General features: G+C 68.6%; 15 protein-coding genes. 4 read left to right on the top strand and 11 right to left on the bottom strand.

Annotated features, from left to right (window positions below; translation table 11 throughout):
* The 5 genes from B047_RS0111740 to B047_RS0111720 all read right to left on the bottom strand — a co-directional run.
* On the bottom strand, positions 1-942 hold a 942-nt coding region (locus tag B047_RS0111740), incomplete at its 3' end, for an acetyl-CoA carboxylase carboxyltransferase subunit alpha (protein WP_040779807.1).
* On the bottom strand, positions 926-1,780 hold the full coding sequence (gene accD, locus B047_RS0111735) for an acetyl-CoA carboxylase, carboxyltransferase subunit beta (RefSeq protein WP_018467164.1): 855 nt from the start codon (positions 1,778-1,780) through the stop codon (positions 926-928). The genes B047_RS0111740 and accD, both read right to left, overlap by 17 nt.
* 99 nt (positions 1,781-1,879) lie before the next feature.
* Positions 1,880-2,269, bottom strand: a complete 390-nt coding sequence (locus B047_RS0111730) for a bactofilin family protein (protein ID WP_018467163.1) — start codon at positions 2,267-2,269, stop codon at positions 1,880-1,882.
* Positions 2,270-2,330: 61 nt separating this feature from the next.
* Positions 2,331-3,251 (bottom strand): M23 family metallopeptidase, encoded by a 921-nt coding sequence (locus B047_RS0111725; RefSeq protein WP_018467162.1) that lies wholly within the window; start codon positions 3,249-3,251, stop codon positions 2,331-2,333.
* Between the two features lie 52 nt (positions 3,252-3,303).
* A complete protein-coding gene (locus B047_RS0111720; RefSeq protein ID WP_018467161.1) occupies positions 3,304-4,584 on the bottom strand; it encodes a thymidine phosphorylase in 1,281 nt (426 codons plus the stop codon).
* 69 nt (positions 4,585-4,653) lie between these two features.
* Here B047_RS0111720 and B047_RS0111715 point away from each other — a divergent pair, with 69 nt between their 5' ends.
* The 4 genes from B047_RS0111715 to lspA all read left to right on the top strand — a co-directional run bounded on the left by B047_RS0111715 (position 4,654) and on the right by lspA (position 8,350).
* A complete protein-coding gene (locus B047_RS0111715) occupies positions 4,654-5,901 on the top strand; it encodes an NAD(P)/FAD-dependent oxidoreductase (protein ID WP_018467160.1) in 1,248 nt (415 codons plus the stop codon).
* Between the two features lie 115 nt (positions 5,902-6,016).
* The gene (locus B047_RS0111710) at positions 6,017-6,949 is read left to right on the top strand and encodes a vWA domain-containing protein (RefSeq protein ID WP_018467159.1); all 933 of its coding nucleotides are present in this window, start codon (positions 6,017-6,019) and stop codon (positions 6,947-6,949) included.
* Between the two features lie 44 nt (positions 6,950-6,993).
* Entirely contained in the window at positions 6,994-7,815 is an 822-nt protein-coding gene (locus B047_RS0111705; RefSeq protein ID WP_018467158.1) for a sugar phosphate isomerase/epimerase family protein, read from the top strand.
* Positions 7,816-7,900: 85 nt separating this feature from the next.
* Positions 7,901-8,350, top strand: a complete 450-nt coding sequence (lspA, locus tag B047_RS0111700; protein WP_018467157.1) for a signal peptidase II — start codon at positions 7,901-7,903, stop codon at positions 8,348-8,350.
* A 20-nt stretch (positions 8,351-8,370) separates the two neighbouring features.
* Here the strand turns inward: lspA and B047_RS0111695 are convergent, their stop codons facing one another.
* From B047_RS0111695 to B047_RS0111670, 6 genes are all read right to left on the bottom strand, one after another.
* Positions 8,371-9,162, bottom strand: a complete 792-nt coding sequence (locus B047_RS0111695; protein ID WP_018467156.1) for an SDR family NAD(P)-dependent oxidoreductase — start codon at positions 9,160-9,162, stop codon at positions 8,371-8,373.
* Positions 9,163-9,439: 277 nt separating this feature from the next.
* Positions 9,440-10,297 (bottom strand): ABC transporter permease, encoded by an 858-nt coding sequence (locus B047_RS0111690; RefSeq protein WP_018467155.1) that lies wholly within the window; start codon positions 10,295-10,297, stop codon positions 9,440-9,442.
* Positions 10,290-11,237 (bottom strand): ABC transporter permease, encoded by a 948-nt coding sequence (locus B047_RS0111685; protein ID WP_018467154.1) that lies wholly within the window; start codon positions 11,235-11,237, stop codon positions 10,290-10,292. Before B047_RS0111685 ends, B047_RS0111690 begins: the two co-directional genes overlap by 8 nt.
* Positions 11,238-11,249: 12 nt before the next feature.
* Positions 11,250-12,749 carry an ABC transporter substrate-binding protein gene (locus tag B047_RS0111680; RefSeq protein WP_018467153.1) on the bottom strand — a complete coding sequence of 500 codons (1,500 nt, stop codon included), beginning with the start codon at positions 12,747-12,749 and terminating at the stop codon, positions 11,250-11,252.
* Positions 12,750-12,819: 70 nt separating this feature from the next.
* Positions 12,820-14,031: a M20 family metallopeptidase gene (locus tag B047_RS0111675; RefSeq protein ID WP_018467152.1), complete on the bottom strand. Its 1,212-nt coding sequence runs from the start codon at positions 14,029-14,031 to the stop codon at positions 12,820-12,822.
* Complete coding sequence (locus tag B047_RS0111670; RefSeq protein WP_018467151.1) at positions 14,021-15,010, bottom strand: P1 family peptidase; 990 nt, start codon at positions 15,008-15,010, stop codon at positions 14,021-14,023. The genes B047_RS0111675 and B047_RS0111670 overlap by 11 nt, the downstream gene beginning before the upstream one ends.
* Between the last annotated feature and the right edge of the window lie 19 nt (positions 15,011-15,029).

Below are 15,029 nucleotides of genomic sequence, written 5' to 3'. Positions count from 1 at the left end.
GGCGTAGACGCCCAGGCCCCTGAAGCGCCGGTAGCGGTCCTCGAAGAGCTCCTCCGGGCCCAGGTCCTTGAGCTCGGCCAGGGTCTCCAGGAGCGCGGTCTTGAGGTTGGCCAGCGTGGCCGCCGGGTTGCGGTGGGCCCCGCCGCCCGGCTCGGGGATCACACGGTCGACGATGCCCAGTTGCAGCAGGTCGGGGGCCGAGAGCTTGAGGGCCTCGGCGGCCTTGGCCGCCTCCTTGGCGTCGCGCCAGAGGATGGCGGCGCAGGACTCCGGCGAGATGACGGAGTACCAGGCGTTCTCCAGGATCAGCACGCGGTTGCCCACGCCGATGGCCAGCGCCCCGCCCGAGCCGCCCTCGCCCAGGATCACCGCGATGGCCGGAACCCGCAGGCGGGCCATGCGCTGGATGCTCTGGGCGATGACCCAGGCCTGACCGCGCTCCTCGGCGGAGATGCCGGGGTAGGCTCCGGGGGTGTCGATGAAGGCGATGAAGGGCTGGCGGAAGCGGTCGGCGAGGTCCATCAGGCGCATGGCCTTGCGGTAGCCCTCGGGGTGGGGCATGCCGAAGTTGCGCTGGATGTTTTCTTTGGTGTCACGGCCTTTCTGCTGGCCGCAGACCACCACCGGAGTGCCCTCGAGGTAGGCCAAGCCGCCCACGATGGCCGGGTCGTCGGAGAAGGTGCGGTCGCCGTAGAGCTCGAAGAAGTCCTGGAAGACCCCGCCCAACACGTCGAGGGTGGTGGGGCGGCCCGGCGTGCGGGCCAGTTGCACCCGCTGCCAGCGTGTGAGGCTGCCATAGGTGTCGTCCTGAAGCTTCTTGAGCCGCTCCCTGAGCACCGAGAGCTCGCCCTCGAGCCCCACCCCACTCTCCTGGGCGTACTTCTCGAGCTCGGCGATGCGGGCCTCGAGCTCGAGGATGGGCTTCTCAAACTCCAGCGGCACGCGCACCCCCCGCGAATTGCCTGAGCACCCGCGCCACCGCCTCCTTCAGCTTCCGACGGTCCACCACGCGGTCCACCATGCCGTGCTTGAGCAGGAACTCCGAGCGCTGAAAGCCCTCGGGTAGGTCCTGGCGGATGGTCTGCTTGATCACCCGGGGCCCAGCGAAGCCGATGAGGGCCCCCGGCTCGGCGAAGATCACGTCGGCGATGGCGGCAAAGCTGGCGGTCACGCCCCCGGTGGTGGGATCGGTGAGGATGGAGACGTAGGGCAGGCGCCTGGCCCACAGTCGGTCGAGGGCCAGGGTGGTCTTGGCCATCTGCATCAGCGAGAGGGCCGCTTCCTGCATACGGGCTCCCCCCGAGGCCGAGACGATCACCAAGGCGCGGTTCTCCTGGGCGGCCAGCTCAGCTCCCCGGGCGATCTCCTCGCCCACCACGCTGCCCATCGAACCCCCGGCGAAGGCCGCGTCCATGACCAGCAGCACGCTGGGCACCTCCCCGATCAGGCAGCGCCCTCCCACGATGGCGTCGGGGCGACCGGCCTCCTTCTGGTAGCGCTCGAGACGCTTGACATAAGGCTCGGTGTCCACGAATTCCAGCGGGTCGGCGGGCTTGAGCCGGGTGGTCTGCTCGAAGGAGCCAGCGTCGGCCAGGGACTCGATGCGGCGCAGGGCGGGAAAGCGCATGTGGTGGCCGCACTTGGGGCAGACGTAGAGGTTTTGCTCGAGGTCTTTCTTGTAGATGGGCGCATCACAGCCTGGGCAGCGGGTCCACAGCTCGGGGACGTCGCGGACTTCGCCCTGGGTGCGCCGACGGCGGAACAAACGTTCAAGGGCCACAGCCCAACTACTTTACCGCGTTTGAGCGGGGTTTTGCCTTTACGCAGTTCAAAAAAATCCCGGAGGGCCGTACGAATGGCCCTCCGGGCTGCCCAGGATTCACTCGCTGGCGGGTTTGGAGGGTTGGGGCAGGGCGGCCTTGACCTCGCCGGTCTGGCTGCGCCCGATGAAGACTGCCCCGGCCTCGATGTCGAGGGCTCTGGCCCGCACGTCGCCCTCGAGCTGCCCGCTCTTGGTGAGCGTGAGCTTGCCTTCCACCGAGACGGCGGCGCGGACCTTGCCCTGCACGTGGGCGTTCTTAGCCCGCACCTGCTCGCCCTCGACGATTCCGCTGGGACCGATCTCGAGTTCGCCCTCCACCAATACCGAACCCCGCACCACTCCATCGATGCGCACCTGCCCCTTGGCCTTGAGGGTGCCCTCGAATTCGCTGCCTTCAGCCAGGTAGGTCAGCGAAGCGTTGGGTGAAGTTTTTCCGCGGCTCAACATCGGCTTAGTTTACCTTGCCCTGCCCGGTCCACCCAGGGACCCGGAGCAGCATTAGGCGTTGCTAACGGGCGGCTAAAGCATCCAGGTATGGCATGGGGTCTACAGCTATCCCGTAGCGGAAGACCGTGTAGTGCAGGTGGGAACCGGTCGAGCGGCCCGTGGAGCCCACCCAGCCCAACACCTCCCCGGCCTCCAAGCGCTCTCCCACCCTGGCCCCCAAGCGCGAAAGGTGGCCGTAGAGGGTGCGGTAGCCGTAGCCGTGGTCGAGGGTGATGGACTGCCCGAAGGGGCCGTTCCAGCCCGCTTGGATCACCACGCCGGGAGCGGTGGCGTGGACCGGGGTGCCGTAGGGAGCGGGGAAGTCCAGCCCGTCGTGGAACTCGTAGCCGCGCCCGCCGAAGGGGTTGCGGCGATTGCCGAAGTAGGAAGCGACGCGGAAGTAGCCCCTCAAGGGGTAGCCCCGGGGCATGGCCTCCTCACGGCGCAGCGTGGCATCGAGGCGGCTCTCGAGCTCGCCGAGGTCGCCGGCGACCTCGGCGAGCTGGCCCCTAGCCAGCAGGAACAGGCTCCCAGCCTCCGGGGGCAGGGCAGCTCCGCCCTTAGGTTCCTTGGGGGCGCTGCGGGCGGGGGTGAGCCGAATCTTGGGCATTCCAGCCCGCTCGCGCAGGCGGTTGATCTCGGCCTCGAGGCTCTCCAGGCTCTTCATGACCGCCTGGGCCTCCTGGCTCAGGGCCTCGTTACGGGTCTTCTCGGCCTCGAGCTTGAGGGTGAGCTGGCGGGCCTGGGTGGACAAGCTCGCCAGGCGCAGTTGTAAGCTGCGCATCTCGGCGGTACGGTTCCACAGGTATAGGTTAAAGGCGCTCCAGGCGGCCAGGAAGACCACGAGGACCGCCGGAAGCCACACCGGCAGCGAGAAGGTGCGGGGGGCCGCGCCAGTGCGGGCCAGCCATAGGGTGTAACGGGCCGGTCGTCTACGGCGCACGGCTGTGAGAATGACATGTGGCCTACAGTCCGGTCAAGACAATTCGACCCGGTCAACCCCGGAGCACCTCGAGGATTAAGGGAGGGGTCTGGGCATCCGCTGCCAATCGGTAGGCCTGATTAAGACGCCGGGTGGCCTCCTCCACCCCCCTGCCCCGGTGGTGCAGCCGGGCCAGCACCTCCCCCGCCCGCACCCGCTCGCCGGGCTTTTTGACCAGCCAGGCCCCTACGCCCAAATCGATGGCTTCGCCCTTCTTGAGGCGGCCACCGCCCAGCGCCAGGACGGCCAGGCCGACCTCGAGGGCGTCCACGGCGGCCACCACCCCATCTTGGGTGGCTTTGAGCTCCCAGACCGCGGGGGCCAGCTCCAGCCGCTCGGGATGATCCACCACCCCCGCGTCGCCCCCCTGGGCCTCGACGAAGCGGCGAAACTGCTCCAAGGCCGCACCAGACTCGAGCGCCTCCCGTGCCCTGGCCGGGTCCATCCCCTCGGCCTCGAGCACCTCCTTCGCCAGGGCCAGGGCCAGCTCGCGTAAGTCCTCCGCCCCCTCACCGCGCAGGGTGGCGATGGCCTCACGCACCTCGATGGCGTTCCCCACCGCGTGCCCCAGCGGGCGCTCCATGCTCGAGAGCACCGCCCGCACCTGGCGGCCCGCCCCCTTGCCGATGGCGATCATGGTCTGGGCCAAGCGACGGGCGTCGTCGTGGGTCTTCATGAAAGCCCCGGCCCCCACCTTCACGTCGAGCACGATGGTGCGGGCCCCAGCGGCGAGCTTCTTGCTCATGATCGAGGAGGCGATGAGGGGCAGCGAGTCCACGGTGGCGGTCACGTCGCGCAGGGCGTAGAGCTTGCCGTCGAGGGGGGCCAGGTCTTTGGACTGCGCGGCGATGACCAGCCCCACCCGGCGGGCCAGCTCGTGAAAACGCCCTTCGCTCAACTCGCCGCTCCAGCCGGGGATGCTCTCGAGCTTGTCGATGGTGCCCCCGGTGTGGGCCAAACCCCGCCCGCTCATCTTGGCCACCGTGCAGCCGCAGGCGGCCAGGATGGGGGCTACGACCAGCGTCGTCTTGTCACCTACCCCGCCGGAGGAGTGCTTATCCACAGGGTGTGGATAAGCCGAGAGGTCGAGGCGGTGGCCCGAGTCGGCCATGACCTGGGTGAGCGCGGTGGTCTCCTCGGGGGTCATGCCGCGCCAGAACACCGCCATCAGCCAGGCCGAGACCTGGTAGTCGGGGACCTCCCCACGCAAATAGGCGCCGAGAAAGGCCTCGAGCTCTTCTCGAGAGTGGACGTGGCCGTCGCGCTTGGCTGCGATGAAAGCGACTGGGTTCATGCCACCAATCCTAACGCCCCAGCCCGGGATAGCACCGCCTTAGCATAGGCTAGGGGATAGGAGCAAGCCGTGAAGACCGTAGACTTCCTCATCATCGGTGGCGGGGTGGTAGGCACGAGCGTGGCCCTCGAGCTGCGCCGCCGCCACCCCAAGGCCAGCATCACCGTGCTGGAAAAGGAAAAAGACATCGCCGCCCACGGCTCGGGGCGCAACTCGGGCGTGCTGCACGCGGGCTTCTACTACACCGCCGACTCGCTCAAAGCCCGCTTCACCCGGCTGGGCAACGAGCGCTGGAAGGCCTTTGTGAAGGAGCGCGGCCTGAGCATCAACGAGTGCGGCAAGCTGGTGGTGGCCAAGCAGGAGGGCGAGCTCGAGGGCCTGCGGGAGCTCAAGCGCCGCGGCGACCTCAACGGGGTCGAGACCTACCTCATCGGCGAGCGGGAGGCCAAGGAACTCGAGCCCCGGGTCAAGACCACCCAGCTCGCCCTGTGGTCGCCCAACACCGCCACCGTCGATCCCCTCGAGTGCATGAAGGCGCTGGTGGCCGAGGCCCGCGCCCAGGGTATCGAGTTTTGGCTCTCCAACCCCTACCTGGGCCGCCGGGGCAAGGCCGTGCGCACGCCACAGGGCGACATCGAGGCGGGCTACGTGATCAACGCCGCCGGGCTACACGCCGACCGAGTGGCCCACGACTTCGGCATCGGGCTTGACTACCGCATCCTGCCCTTCAAGGGCCTCTACCTCTACGGCTCGGAGCCCAAGGGCAGCCTCAAGCGCCACATCTACCCCGTCCCCGACCTGCGCAACACCTTCTTGGGCGTGCACTTCACCGTCACCGTAGACGGCAAGGCCAAGATCGGGCCCACCGCCATCCCCGCCTTCTGGCGCGAGAACTACAGCGGCCTGGGGGGCTTCAACCTCGTAGAAGCGTTAGGGGTGCTGCGCGACGAGGCCATGCTGTTCCTGCGCAACGACTTCGACTTCCGGCGGCTGGCCTTCGAGGAGCTGCGCAAGTACTCCCAGCGCTACCTGGTAGGCCAGGCCGCCCAGATGCTCGAGGGCACCCGCCCCGAGAACTTCCGCACCTGGGGCCGCCCCGGCATCCGGGCCCAGCTCTACGACCACCGGGCCAAGAAGCTGGTGATGGACTTCAAGCTCGAGGGCAACGCCGAAGGGCTGCACGTGCTCAACGCCATCTCCCCCGCCTTCACCGCGGCCATGCCCTTTGCGGAATACGTGGTGGACAGGGCCGAGGCGCTGATGAGCGAGGGGGCTACTGCTCAGGCGCACAGTTGTACGCCGGGCGCAAAACGCTAGAACCGGCGGAGAAGGGGTGAGCACGAGCCCCCGTCACCCGAAGCCCGGAACCCCTCACCCCCAAAGCGTGACAGCGCCCCAACATGAGAGGGAAGCCCTGCTCTACCCTACGTCCATGACCTTCCAGGCCCCCCACCTCCTGGTGGCTCTGTTGCTGTTGCCGCTGCTGGCGTGGCTCTACTGGCGGGTGGTGCGCCGGAAAGCCCGCGAAGGGTACGGTCTGCTGCCGGGTCTCGAGCGCTGGCGGCAGGCCACGGCACACAGCCGCAATCCCGGGCGCTACCTGCCACTGGGGCTCTACGGGCTCGCCCTGCTCCTGAGCCTGCTGGCCCTGGCCCGGCCCCAGGCCACGATCCCCCTCCCCGACCAGAGCGCCGGGATCGTGCTCAGCATCGATGTAAGCGGCTCCATGCGGGCCACCGACATCGCCCCCAGCCGCCTGGAAGCGGCCAAGGCCGCCGCCAAGGACTTCGTGGAGCGGCTGCCCGAGGGGATCAAGGTGGGGCTGGTGAGCTTCGCGGGGTACGCCGTCCTCAACGCGCCCCTCACCGGCAACCACGCCGAGGTGCTCGAGCAGATCGGCTACCTCGAGCGCCGCCCCAACACCGCCATCGGGGAGGGGCTGATGGAGAGCGTCCGGGCCTTCCCGCTGGGCGAGGACGGCAAGGTGCTGGGCTCGGCCACGGTGATCCTGCTCTCCGACGGGCAGAACCGCACCGGGATCGAGCCCGAGGAGGCCGCGCGGGAGGCCGCCAAGCTGGGCGTCGTGGTCCACACCATCGGGGTGGGGTCAGTGAACAGCTCCGACCCCAACGTGCCCTTCGCCGGGTTCGACGAGGCCGAGTTGCGGGGCATCGCCGACGTCACGGGGGGGCGCTATTTCGCCGTAGATTCCGCCGAGCGGCTGCTCGAGGTCTATCGTGAGTTGCAGCGCCAGACGGCGTGGAAACCCCAGCGCAGCGAGGTCACGGCGCTGTTGTGCCTGCTGGCCGGGGCGCTGCTGGCCTCGAGCCTGCTGCTCGCCAACTGGAACCGCCGGGTCATCTAGCACCTCATGCGGCGGGCCGGTATGACTGAGGGGGCATGAGGCCGATGAACCGACGGCGATTCCTGCAGGGCGTGGCCGCGACGGCGCTGGCCGCGAAGGGCCTGGGCCGGGCCCAGAACACCCCGCGCCCCAGGGTCGGGCTCCAGCTCTACACCCTGCGCGACCTGCTGGGCGACCGCTTCAAGGAGACCCTCGAGCAGGTCGCGGCGATGGGCTACAAGGGGGTGGAGTTCGCCGGGGTCTACGGCGGGCTCAACCCCGGCGAGCTCAGGCGCTTCCTGGACGGGCTGGGCCTCGAGGTGGCCGGGCTGCACGTCCCGCTGGAGCAGCTCGAGCAGGGCCTCGACGGCCAGGTCGCGCTGGCCCGCGCCCTGGGCACGCCCTACCTGGTGTGCCCCTGGCTCGACGCGGGGCTGCGCGGCAGCGAGGCGAAGTGGCGCGAGCTGTTCGGGCGGCTCGAGCGGCTGGGCAAGGCCTGCCGGGCGGCGGGGCTCCGGCTGGTCTACCACAACCACGAGTTCGAGTTCGAGGAGAAGGTGGGGGGACGGCCCGCCTTCGACGCCCTCTTCGCCGCCGCGCCCAGCCTCGAGGCCGAGCTCGACGTCGCCTGGGCCCACGCCGGGGGCCAGGACCCGGCCACCTACGTGCGCAAGTACGCGGGCCGCCTGCCCCTGGTGCACCTCAAGGACCACGAGGGGCGCCGGACGGTCGAGCTCGGGCGGGGCGAGGTGCCGGTCGAGGCCGCCGTGCGGGCCGCGCAGGCGAGCGGGGTGCGCTGGCTGCTCGTCGAGCAGGACGAGAGCCCCAGGCCGCTGGAGAGCGCGCGGGTGAGCCTGGAGTGGCTGCGCTCCAGAGGGCTCGTTTAAACGCATACCGCCTATAGCAAGGGGCGGCTGTGGGCGGTGAGAACTCCTCCTTGCAAGCTCATGCCCGCTCGAATAGACTCCCGCCATGCCGTTGTTCATCGTCCCGTTCCTGCTTGCGCTCGACCAGGTGTTCAAGCTGGCCGCGATCCAGCACCTTAGCTCGGGCTCCAAAAGCGCCATCCCCGGCCTGCTCGACTTCACGTTGGTCTACAACACGGGGGCTGCTTTCGGGCTGTTCACGGGTGGGGCCCAGTGGCTCTCCTACATCAGCGTAGCCGTGGGGTTCGGAATCCTGTACTACCTCTACCGCAACCCTCGCCTCTCTCGCGTGCAGACGGTGGCCCTCTCGATGATCGCAGCCGGGGCCTGGGGCAACGCCATCGACCGCATCGGCCGCGGCTCGGTGGTGGACTACATCGACATGACCACCAACGTCGCCCCCATCCGCGATTTCCCCATCTTCAACCTAGCCGACATGTGCGTGGTGATCGGGGTGGCCCTCTTGCTCTTGCCCCAGCGGCGCAGGAAGTGGTGAGCGGGTGCCCATAGCTCTTCTCACAGCGGCGGCGTAAAGCGCCCGTCCACCGCCGTCCAGCCACCATCGACGAAGAGGATGGTGCCGGTGACGTAGGAGGAGGCCCTCGAGGCCAAAAACACCACCGCTCCGGCGACCTCCTCGGGCCTGCCCCAGCGGCCGAAGACGCTCTTGGCGCGGTAGGCGGCGTACCACTCGGGCTGGTTCTTGATGGGGGCGGTGAGGGGGGTGTCGATCACGCCGGGGCCGATGGCGTTGGCCCGCACCCCCTGGGGGCCGAGTTCGGCGGCCAGGGTGCGGATCAGTTGCACAGTTCCGGCCTTGGTGGCCGCATAGACGCCCTGCCCCGGCTCTACCACCAGCGAGCGGATGGAGGAAAAAGCGATCAGCGAGCCCGAGCCCTGCTTAGCCATGACCCGTCCCGCCTCGGTCAGGACGTGGAAGGTGCCCTTGAGGTTGAGCGAAACCACCCGCTCGAACTCCTCGTCGGTGTACTCGAGCAGGGGCTTACGCACGTTGATGCTGGGAGTGGAGACGGCGGTGTCCAGCCGGCCATGGCGGGCGACGATATCCCCCACCAGCGCGCGCACCGCCGCGCCGTCGCGGATGTCGAGGTGTGCGACCTCGGCCTCTCCTCCCGCCGCCCGGATGCGCTCGAGGGTCTGGCTGGCCCCCTCCAGCCGCGCATCGGCCACGACCACCCGCGCACCGTGGGCCGCCAGGGCTTCAGCCGAAGCCTGCCCGATGCCCGAACCCCCGCCCACCACCAGCGCAACTTGGCCCTCGAGGCGAAACATGTCGGCGTAATTCATCGAGTTCCTCCTTTGGTTCGACCCAGCTTAACGCTAAAGGGGGTGTGTGGGGCGGTGATGGTCGATGGTCGATAGCCGATAGCCAAACGCCCAACGCCAAACACCCCTTCTTCACCCCCCTTAGCAAGGGGGGCAGAGGGGATACCCCCTCCCCGCCCGCGGGGAGGGGCGGGGTGGGGTCCCTTTCACCACTAGCCACAGGCCGCGGGCCTCGAGCCTTTTGCTTATGGCTGACGGCTGATAGCTGACGGCTCCCCAGGTCCCCCACGGGCCCCCTCTAGCGGTTCTGCCGCCTGGGGTCGAGCCAGTCGCGCAACCCGTCGCCCAGCAGGTTGAAGCCCAGCACCGTGAGGGCGATGGCCAGGCCCGGCCACAGCACCGGGAAGACCGAGAGTTCCTGGTAGCTCTGGGCTTCGCGCAGCATGCGGCCCCAGCTCGCGGTGGGGGGCTGGGTGCCCAGGCCCAGGTAGGACAGCCCGGCCTCGGCCAGGATGGAGGCGGCGAAGGCCAGGCTGGCCTGCACCACCAGGGGTCCGAGGATGTTGGGCAGCACGTGGCGGACGATGATGCGGGCCGAGCCCATCCCCAGTGCCCTTGCAGCCTCGACGTAGGGCTGGGCCTTGACCGAGAGCACCCCGGCCCTGGCCAGCCGGGCAAAAGCCGGCACCGCTGCGATGCCGATGGCCGCCATGGAACTGGTGGCTCCGGGGTTGAACACCGCCGCGAACAGCAAGGCCAGCAGGAGGGCCGGGAAGGCGTAGAGGCTGTCGAGCACGAAGGAGAGCAGCGAGTCGATCCAGCCGCCGAAGTAGCCTGCCAGCATCCCCAGCAATACCCCCAGCGAGAGCCCGATCCCCACCGCGATTACCCCCACGTACAGGGCGTTTTGGGCCCCCGCCAGCACCCTCGCCAGCAGGTCGCGGCCCAGCAGGTCGGTGCCCAGGGGGTGTTGGGGCGAGGGCGGGGAAAGCCGGTTGGGGCCGGTGGCGTTGGGGTCGGTGGGGTTGAGCCAGCCCGTCACCATGCCCAAGAGCACCAGCAGGATGATGAGGCCACCGATCTTCACCGCCAGGGGCAGGCGCCGCCAGGTGCTCTTGCCCCCTATGGAGACGCCATTGGCCGATCGGTCACGCATAGCTCACCCGCGGATCGAGGTAGGCGTAGAGTAGGTCCACGATCAGGTTGGCCAGCACGATGAAGGCCGCCAGCACCACCACGATGCCCTGCACCAGGGGAAAATCGCGGGCGCTGATGGCCGTGAGCGACAAGGAGCCCAGCCCCGGCAGACCGAAGACCGTCTCCACAATCACGGCGGCGATGAGGAGTTGGGAGAACTCGAGCCCCAGCACCGTCACCACCGGCAAGGCGGCGTTCCTGAGGGCGTGCTTGTAGAGCACCACCCGCTCGGAGAGGCCCTTCGAGCGTGCGGTGCGCACATAGTCCTGCGAGAGCACCTCCAGCACGCTGCCGCGGACCATGCGCACCAGCAGGGCCGAGCGGGAAAGGGTCACGGTGAGGATGGGCAGGACCAGGGCCAGCAACGCGCGCTGGGGATCGCGCCAGCCCTCGATGGGAAAGTTGGTGGGCAGTGGCAGCTTGAGCTGCACGATGAACAAGTAGATGAACATCAGCCCCACCCAAAACGAGGGCAGCACGATGCCCAGCAGGGCTCCCGCCGAGATGCCCACGTCCAGCCAGCTCCCCGCCCGGCGCGCGGCCAGGATACCCAGCGGCACGCTGATCAAAGTGGCCAGCGTCAGCGCGACCAGCACCAGCGGCAGGGTCACGCTCAGGCCTCGAGCGATCTCGCTCCTCACAGGCGAGCTATAGCGGATGGACTCGCCCAGGTCGCCCCGCAGGGCTCCGGCGTACCACAGCACGTAGCGCTCGAGGGGCGGCTTGTCCAGCCCCAAGCGGGCCTGCAACGCCGCTACCCGCTCGGGGTCGGCCCCGAAGCCCAGAATGATGGAAGCCGGGTCACCGGGGATGACGAGCAGCGCCAGGAAGACCAGGCTCGAGGCCAGCCACAGCGTAGCCAGGGCGACGACGCAGCGACGCACAAGGTAGGGCCACATGGCTGCACGACATCACTTAGCCAAATACACCTCGGCCAGCAGGATGCCGGGGCTCAGCGAAGCGCCGGGCCAGTTCATCACGTTGGCGCGGTAGGCCCCCAGCGCGGGCAGGCTCATGGTCCAGATGCTCACCGCGTCCTCGGCCAGCTTGCGCTGCATGGCCTTGAGCGCGTCACAGGCCTTCTTGGGGTCGTTGGTGCGCAGGTAGGTGGTGTAGAGCTGCTGGACCTGGGGGCTGTTGTAGCGCCAGTAGTAGTTCGGGTTGGCGTAGCGCCCGATGTCGTTGGCCTCGACGTGCCCGATGATGGTCATCTGGTAGTCGGCAGCCAGGAAGGCCTTCTGGATCCAGGTGCCGAAATCGACGACCTGGATGCTGACCTGCACCACGCCCAGCCGGTTGAGCTGGGCGGCCAGCGCCTCGCCGATGCGGCGCTCGTAGGGGAACTCGGCGGCCAGGGTGAAGGTGAACTTCAAGGGGTTCTGGGCGTTGTAGCCGGCTTCGGCCAGCAACTGCCGCGCGCGGTTGGGATCGTAGGTGTAGAAGTTCGAGAGGTCTTCGTAACAGGCCTCGCCCGGCGAGCGCATCGAGCCGATCTTGGTGCCGTAGCCCAGCATGGCCCCCTGGATCAGCTCGTCCTTGTTGACGGCGTACTCCATGGCCCGCCGCACCCGGATGTCGTTGAAGGGGGGCCTCGAGTTGTTCATCGAGGCCACGGCCTCGGCGGTGCCGCTACCGCTGAAGACCTTGAAGCGAGGGTCGCGCGAGAGGATCTGGGCGTTTTCGGGCAGCATGGAGTAAGCGATGACGTCGATGTCGCCCGCCCGTAAGGCCGCGAGCTGGGCATCGCCATCGCCCATGAAGCGGAAGTTGACCCGGTCGAGGTAGGGCAGGTTAGGGATGTAGTACGCCTCGTTGCGCTCCAGCCGCACCCCCACCCCACGCTCCCAAGCCGCGAAGCGGAAGGGGCCGGTGCCGATGGGCCTGACCCTCTGCTCCTCGAGCTTGCGCTCGCGGGGGCCAATGGTGCTCTCGGGCAGGGAGAGGGTGAAGAGGAAGTCCTGGTTGGGCTGCTTGAGGGTGAAGACCACCGTGTAGCTGTCCGGCGCGCTCACCGAGGCGATGTCGCGGTAGAGCTCGGGCCGGATGTGCCCGCTGCGCTTGGTGTCGGGGTCTTTGGCCCGGTTGAACTTGGCCACCACGTCGGCGGCATCGAAGGGCGTTCTGTCGTGGAATTTGACCCCTTTGCGCAGGTAAAAGGTGTAGGTCAGACTGCTGGCCGAAACCGTCCAGCGCTCGGCCAGCGAGGGCACGATCTCGCCCTTGACGTTGCGCTTGACCAGCCCCTGCAGCACGTTGTCGTAGACCATGCGCGCGATGTCGGCCCCGGCGGCCTGGCTGGGGTCGAACACCGTGGGCTCGGTCTGGATGGCCACGGTGAGGCTCCCCCCCCGGTTCTGCGCGACGGCCAGGCCCAAGAGCAGCACCAGTACCCAAAACCAACCTTTCGTCATCTTTGCCCTCCTTTGAGGATTTCAGATGCCCTAAAAGGACCGTCGCCACGGCGGTTTCACCTCGCGAGTTTCAGTCCCTGTAGAGCATCAGAACGGAAATCGCGGTGTATAGTCGCGCCGCGGCGACGAGGTCGTCTATCTCTACGAACTCGTTGGCCTGGTGGGGCGTTCTCCGCCCGCCCGGCCCGATGGTGACGATGGGCAAGTTGGCCCAGGCCCAGAGATAAGTCCCATCGGTCGCGCCCGGAACTCCACCATAACACACCGGCATCCCCAGTAAAGAGAGGGCCTGCTCGGTCGCCCGCACCACCGCCTGCGCGGGGTCGGTCTGGGTGGGAGGGCGATCCTCGAAGACCTCGAGCCCCACCAGCACCCCGGGAAAGCTTCGCATGCACTCCAGCTGCTCGGCCTCGAGCATCCGGTAAATGCGCGCGTGGTCGTGGTCGGGGTTGGTGCGGATGTCCAGCCCCACGCGGGCGTAGCTCGGCATCACGTTGAACTGCCCCTCCCCCGCGCTGGCCTCGAGCACCGTGGGCGTAACCCAGCCCTTGCCCAGGTAGGGGTGGTCGGGGGTGGATTGCAACCATAGCTGCAGCTCGGCCATGCGGCCTACGAACCAGGCGGCAGCCGGGATGGGGTTGATTCCGGCATAAGGCATGGCCCCGTGGGCCATCTTGCCCTCAAAATGCACCCATACCCGCATGGCCCCCTTCTGCACCAGGCATACCTCCATCTCCTCCGGCTCGCAGACGATGGCCCCGGCAAAGCCCTCGGCATAGCCGGCCTTGACGAAGGCTTTGATGCCCGCCATCAAACCCTCCTCATCGCAGGGAATGGCGAGCCGCAGGGTACGGGGAGGTTGACCCAGCACCCGCTTGAGGGTGGTCGCCGCGACGATGGCCGCCGCCAGCCCACCCTTCATGTCGCACGAGCCGCGCCCGTAGAGCCTGCCGTCCTGGATGAGCCCGGCGTAGGGGGGCACCTGCCAGTCCTCCAGCCGCCCGTGGGTCACCACGTCGGTGTGACCCTCGAGGATCAGGCCACCCGGCCCCTCGCCCAGGTCGGCGATGAGGTTGAGGCGGCCCGGAGCCACCGGCTGCACGGTGGTCCTCAAACCCAGCCCGCGCAGGTAGGGCTCGAGGTAGGCCACCACCGGCCCTTCGCCGGGGCCAGGGTAGTAACTCTCGATCTGCACGAGCTTCTGCGCTAGCCTCACCACCTCTTCAGCCTCCACCGCCTCGGCGGCGCGGCGGGCGAGGGCGGCGAGGTCCTCAGGCGTCATAGACCTCCCGGTAGCAGCGCAAGCCCCCCACCGAGCGGGCGTGCAGCAGGCCGTGGATCAGCGCCCGCGCGAAGACGTCGGCGGCCAGGGCCCCCAGGCGACTGAGCTGAGCCGGCGTCGAGAGCTCGACCTCGCCCGTTCCCAGGGCGAAGATCACGTCCCCATCGAACATGGTGTGGGCCGGGGTGACGGCCCTGGCGATGCCATCGTGAGCCATCATGGCCACCTTCTGGGCCTGGGCCTTGCTCAGTCGAGCGTTGGTGGCCACCACCCCGATCACGGTGTTGTGCAGCTGGAGGGGGCTGTCGAACATGTAGGAGTAGTCCGGGGGGGTGTGAATGAGGCGTGGCGGGTGCTTGAGGCCGAACTCCCCTCCTAGCTCGAGCCAGCGGGCGTAGAGTTCCCCGCTCACGGGGTCCCAGGCCCGCCCGTGCGCGTTGGCCCCCACGATGGCCCCGATCCGCAGGCCGTCGTCGAGCACCACGCTGGCGCTGCCCAGCCCCCCCTTGAGCCCTCCGGTCTTGGCCCCGGTCCCAGCTCCCACGTTTCCCTGCTCCACCGGCCCACCGTGGGCCGCCAGCGCCGCCTGGTAGCCCTGCTCAGCGCCCGGTCGCACCGCATAGCTGCCCACGGAGAGGTCGAAGAGCGCCGCCGCCGGCACGATGGGCACCACTTCGCGCTCGCCGACCCGGTAGCCCAGGCCGCGCTCCTCGAGGTAGCGCAGCACGCCGCCGGCGGCCTCGAGGCCATAGGCACTTCCTCCCGAGAGCACGATGGCCTGTACCTGCTCGACCAGGTTGGCCGGGTGGAGCAGGTCGGTTTCCCGCGTTCCCGGCGCGCTCCCGCGCACATCCACCCCGGCCACTGCCCCCTGCTCGACCAAGACCACGCTCACGCCGGTGAGGTTGAAGGCGTCGGTGTAGTGCCCCACCTTGATCCCCGGCACGTCGGTAATAGCGTTGAATGGACCCGCTTTCATTGGCCAGCCCTAGCATACC

This window comes from Calidithermus timidus DSM 17022, assembly GCF_000373205.1.
GTDB classification, from domain to species: Bacteria; Deinococcota; Deinococci; order Deinococcales; family Thermaceae; genus Calidithermus; species Calidithermus timidus.
The sequence above is the reverse complement of the archived record's forward strand: the minus strand, read 5'-3'. Positions and strand labels throughout refer to the sequence as shown.

Excerpts from the sequence above, each read along its gene's own strand:
- B047_RS0111720 (WP_018467161.1), bottom strand. The coding sequence starts at position 4,584 with ATGAACCCAGTCGCTTTCATCGCAGCCAAGCGCGACGGCCACGTCCAC.
- B047_RS0111710 (WP_018467159.1), top strand. The coding sequence starts at position 6,017 with ATGACCTTCCAGGCCCCCCACCTCCTGGTGGCTCTGTTGCTGTTGCCG.
- B047_RS0111675 (WP_018467152.1), bottom strand. The coding sequence starts at position 14,031 with ATGACGCCTGAGGACCTCGCCGCCCTCGCCCGCCGCGCCGCCGAGGCG.
- B047_RS0111705 (WP_018467158.1), top strand. The coding sequence starts at position 6,994 with ATGAACCGACGGCGATTCCTGCAGGGCGTGGCCGCGACGGCGCTGGCC.
- lspA (WP_018467157.1), top strand. The coding sequence starts at position 7,901 with ATGCCGTTGTTCATCGTCCCGTTCCTGCTTGCGCTCGACCAGGTGTTC.
- B047_RS0111685 (WP_018467154.1), bottom strand. The coding sequence starts at position 11,237 with ATGTGGCCCTACCTTGTGCGTCGCTGCGTCGTCGCCCTGGCTACGCTG.
- B047_RS0111730 (WP_018467163.1), bottom strand. The coding sequence starts at position 2,269 with ATGTTGAGCCGCGGAAAAACTTCACCCAACGCTTCGCTGACCTACCTG.
- B047_RS0111690 (WP_018467155.1), bottom strand. The coding sequence starts at position 10,297 with ATGCGTGACCGATCGGCCAATGGCGTCTCCATAGGGGGCAAGAGCACC.
- B047_RS0111670 (WP_018467151.1), bottom strand. The coding sequence starts at position 15,010 with ATGAAAGCGGGTCCATTCAACGCTATTACCGACGTGCCGGGGATCAAG.
- B047_RS0111695 (WP_018467156.1), bottom strand. The coding sequence starts at position 9,162 with ATGAATTACGCCGACATGTTTCGCCTCGAGGGCCAAGTTGCGCTGGTG.
- B047_RS0111680 (WP_018467153.1), bottom strand. The coding sequence starts at position 12,749 with ATGACGAAAGGTTGGTTTTGGGTACTGGTGCTGCTCTTGGGCCTGGCC.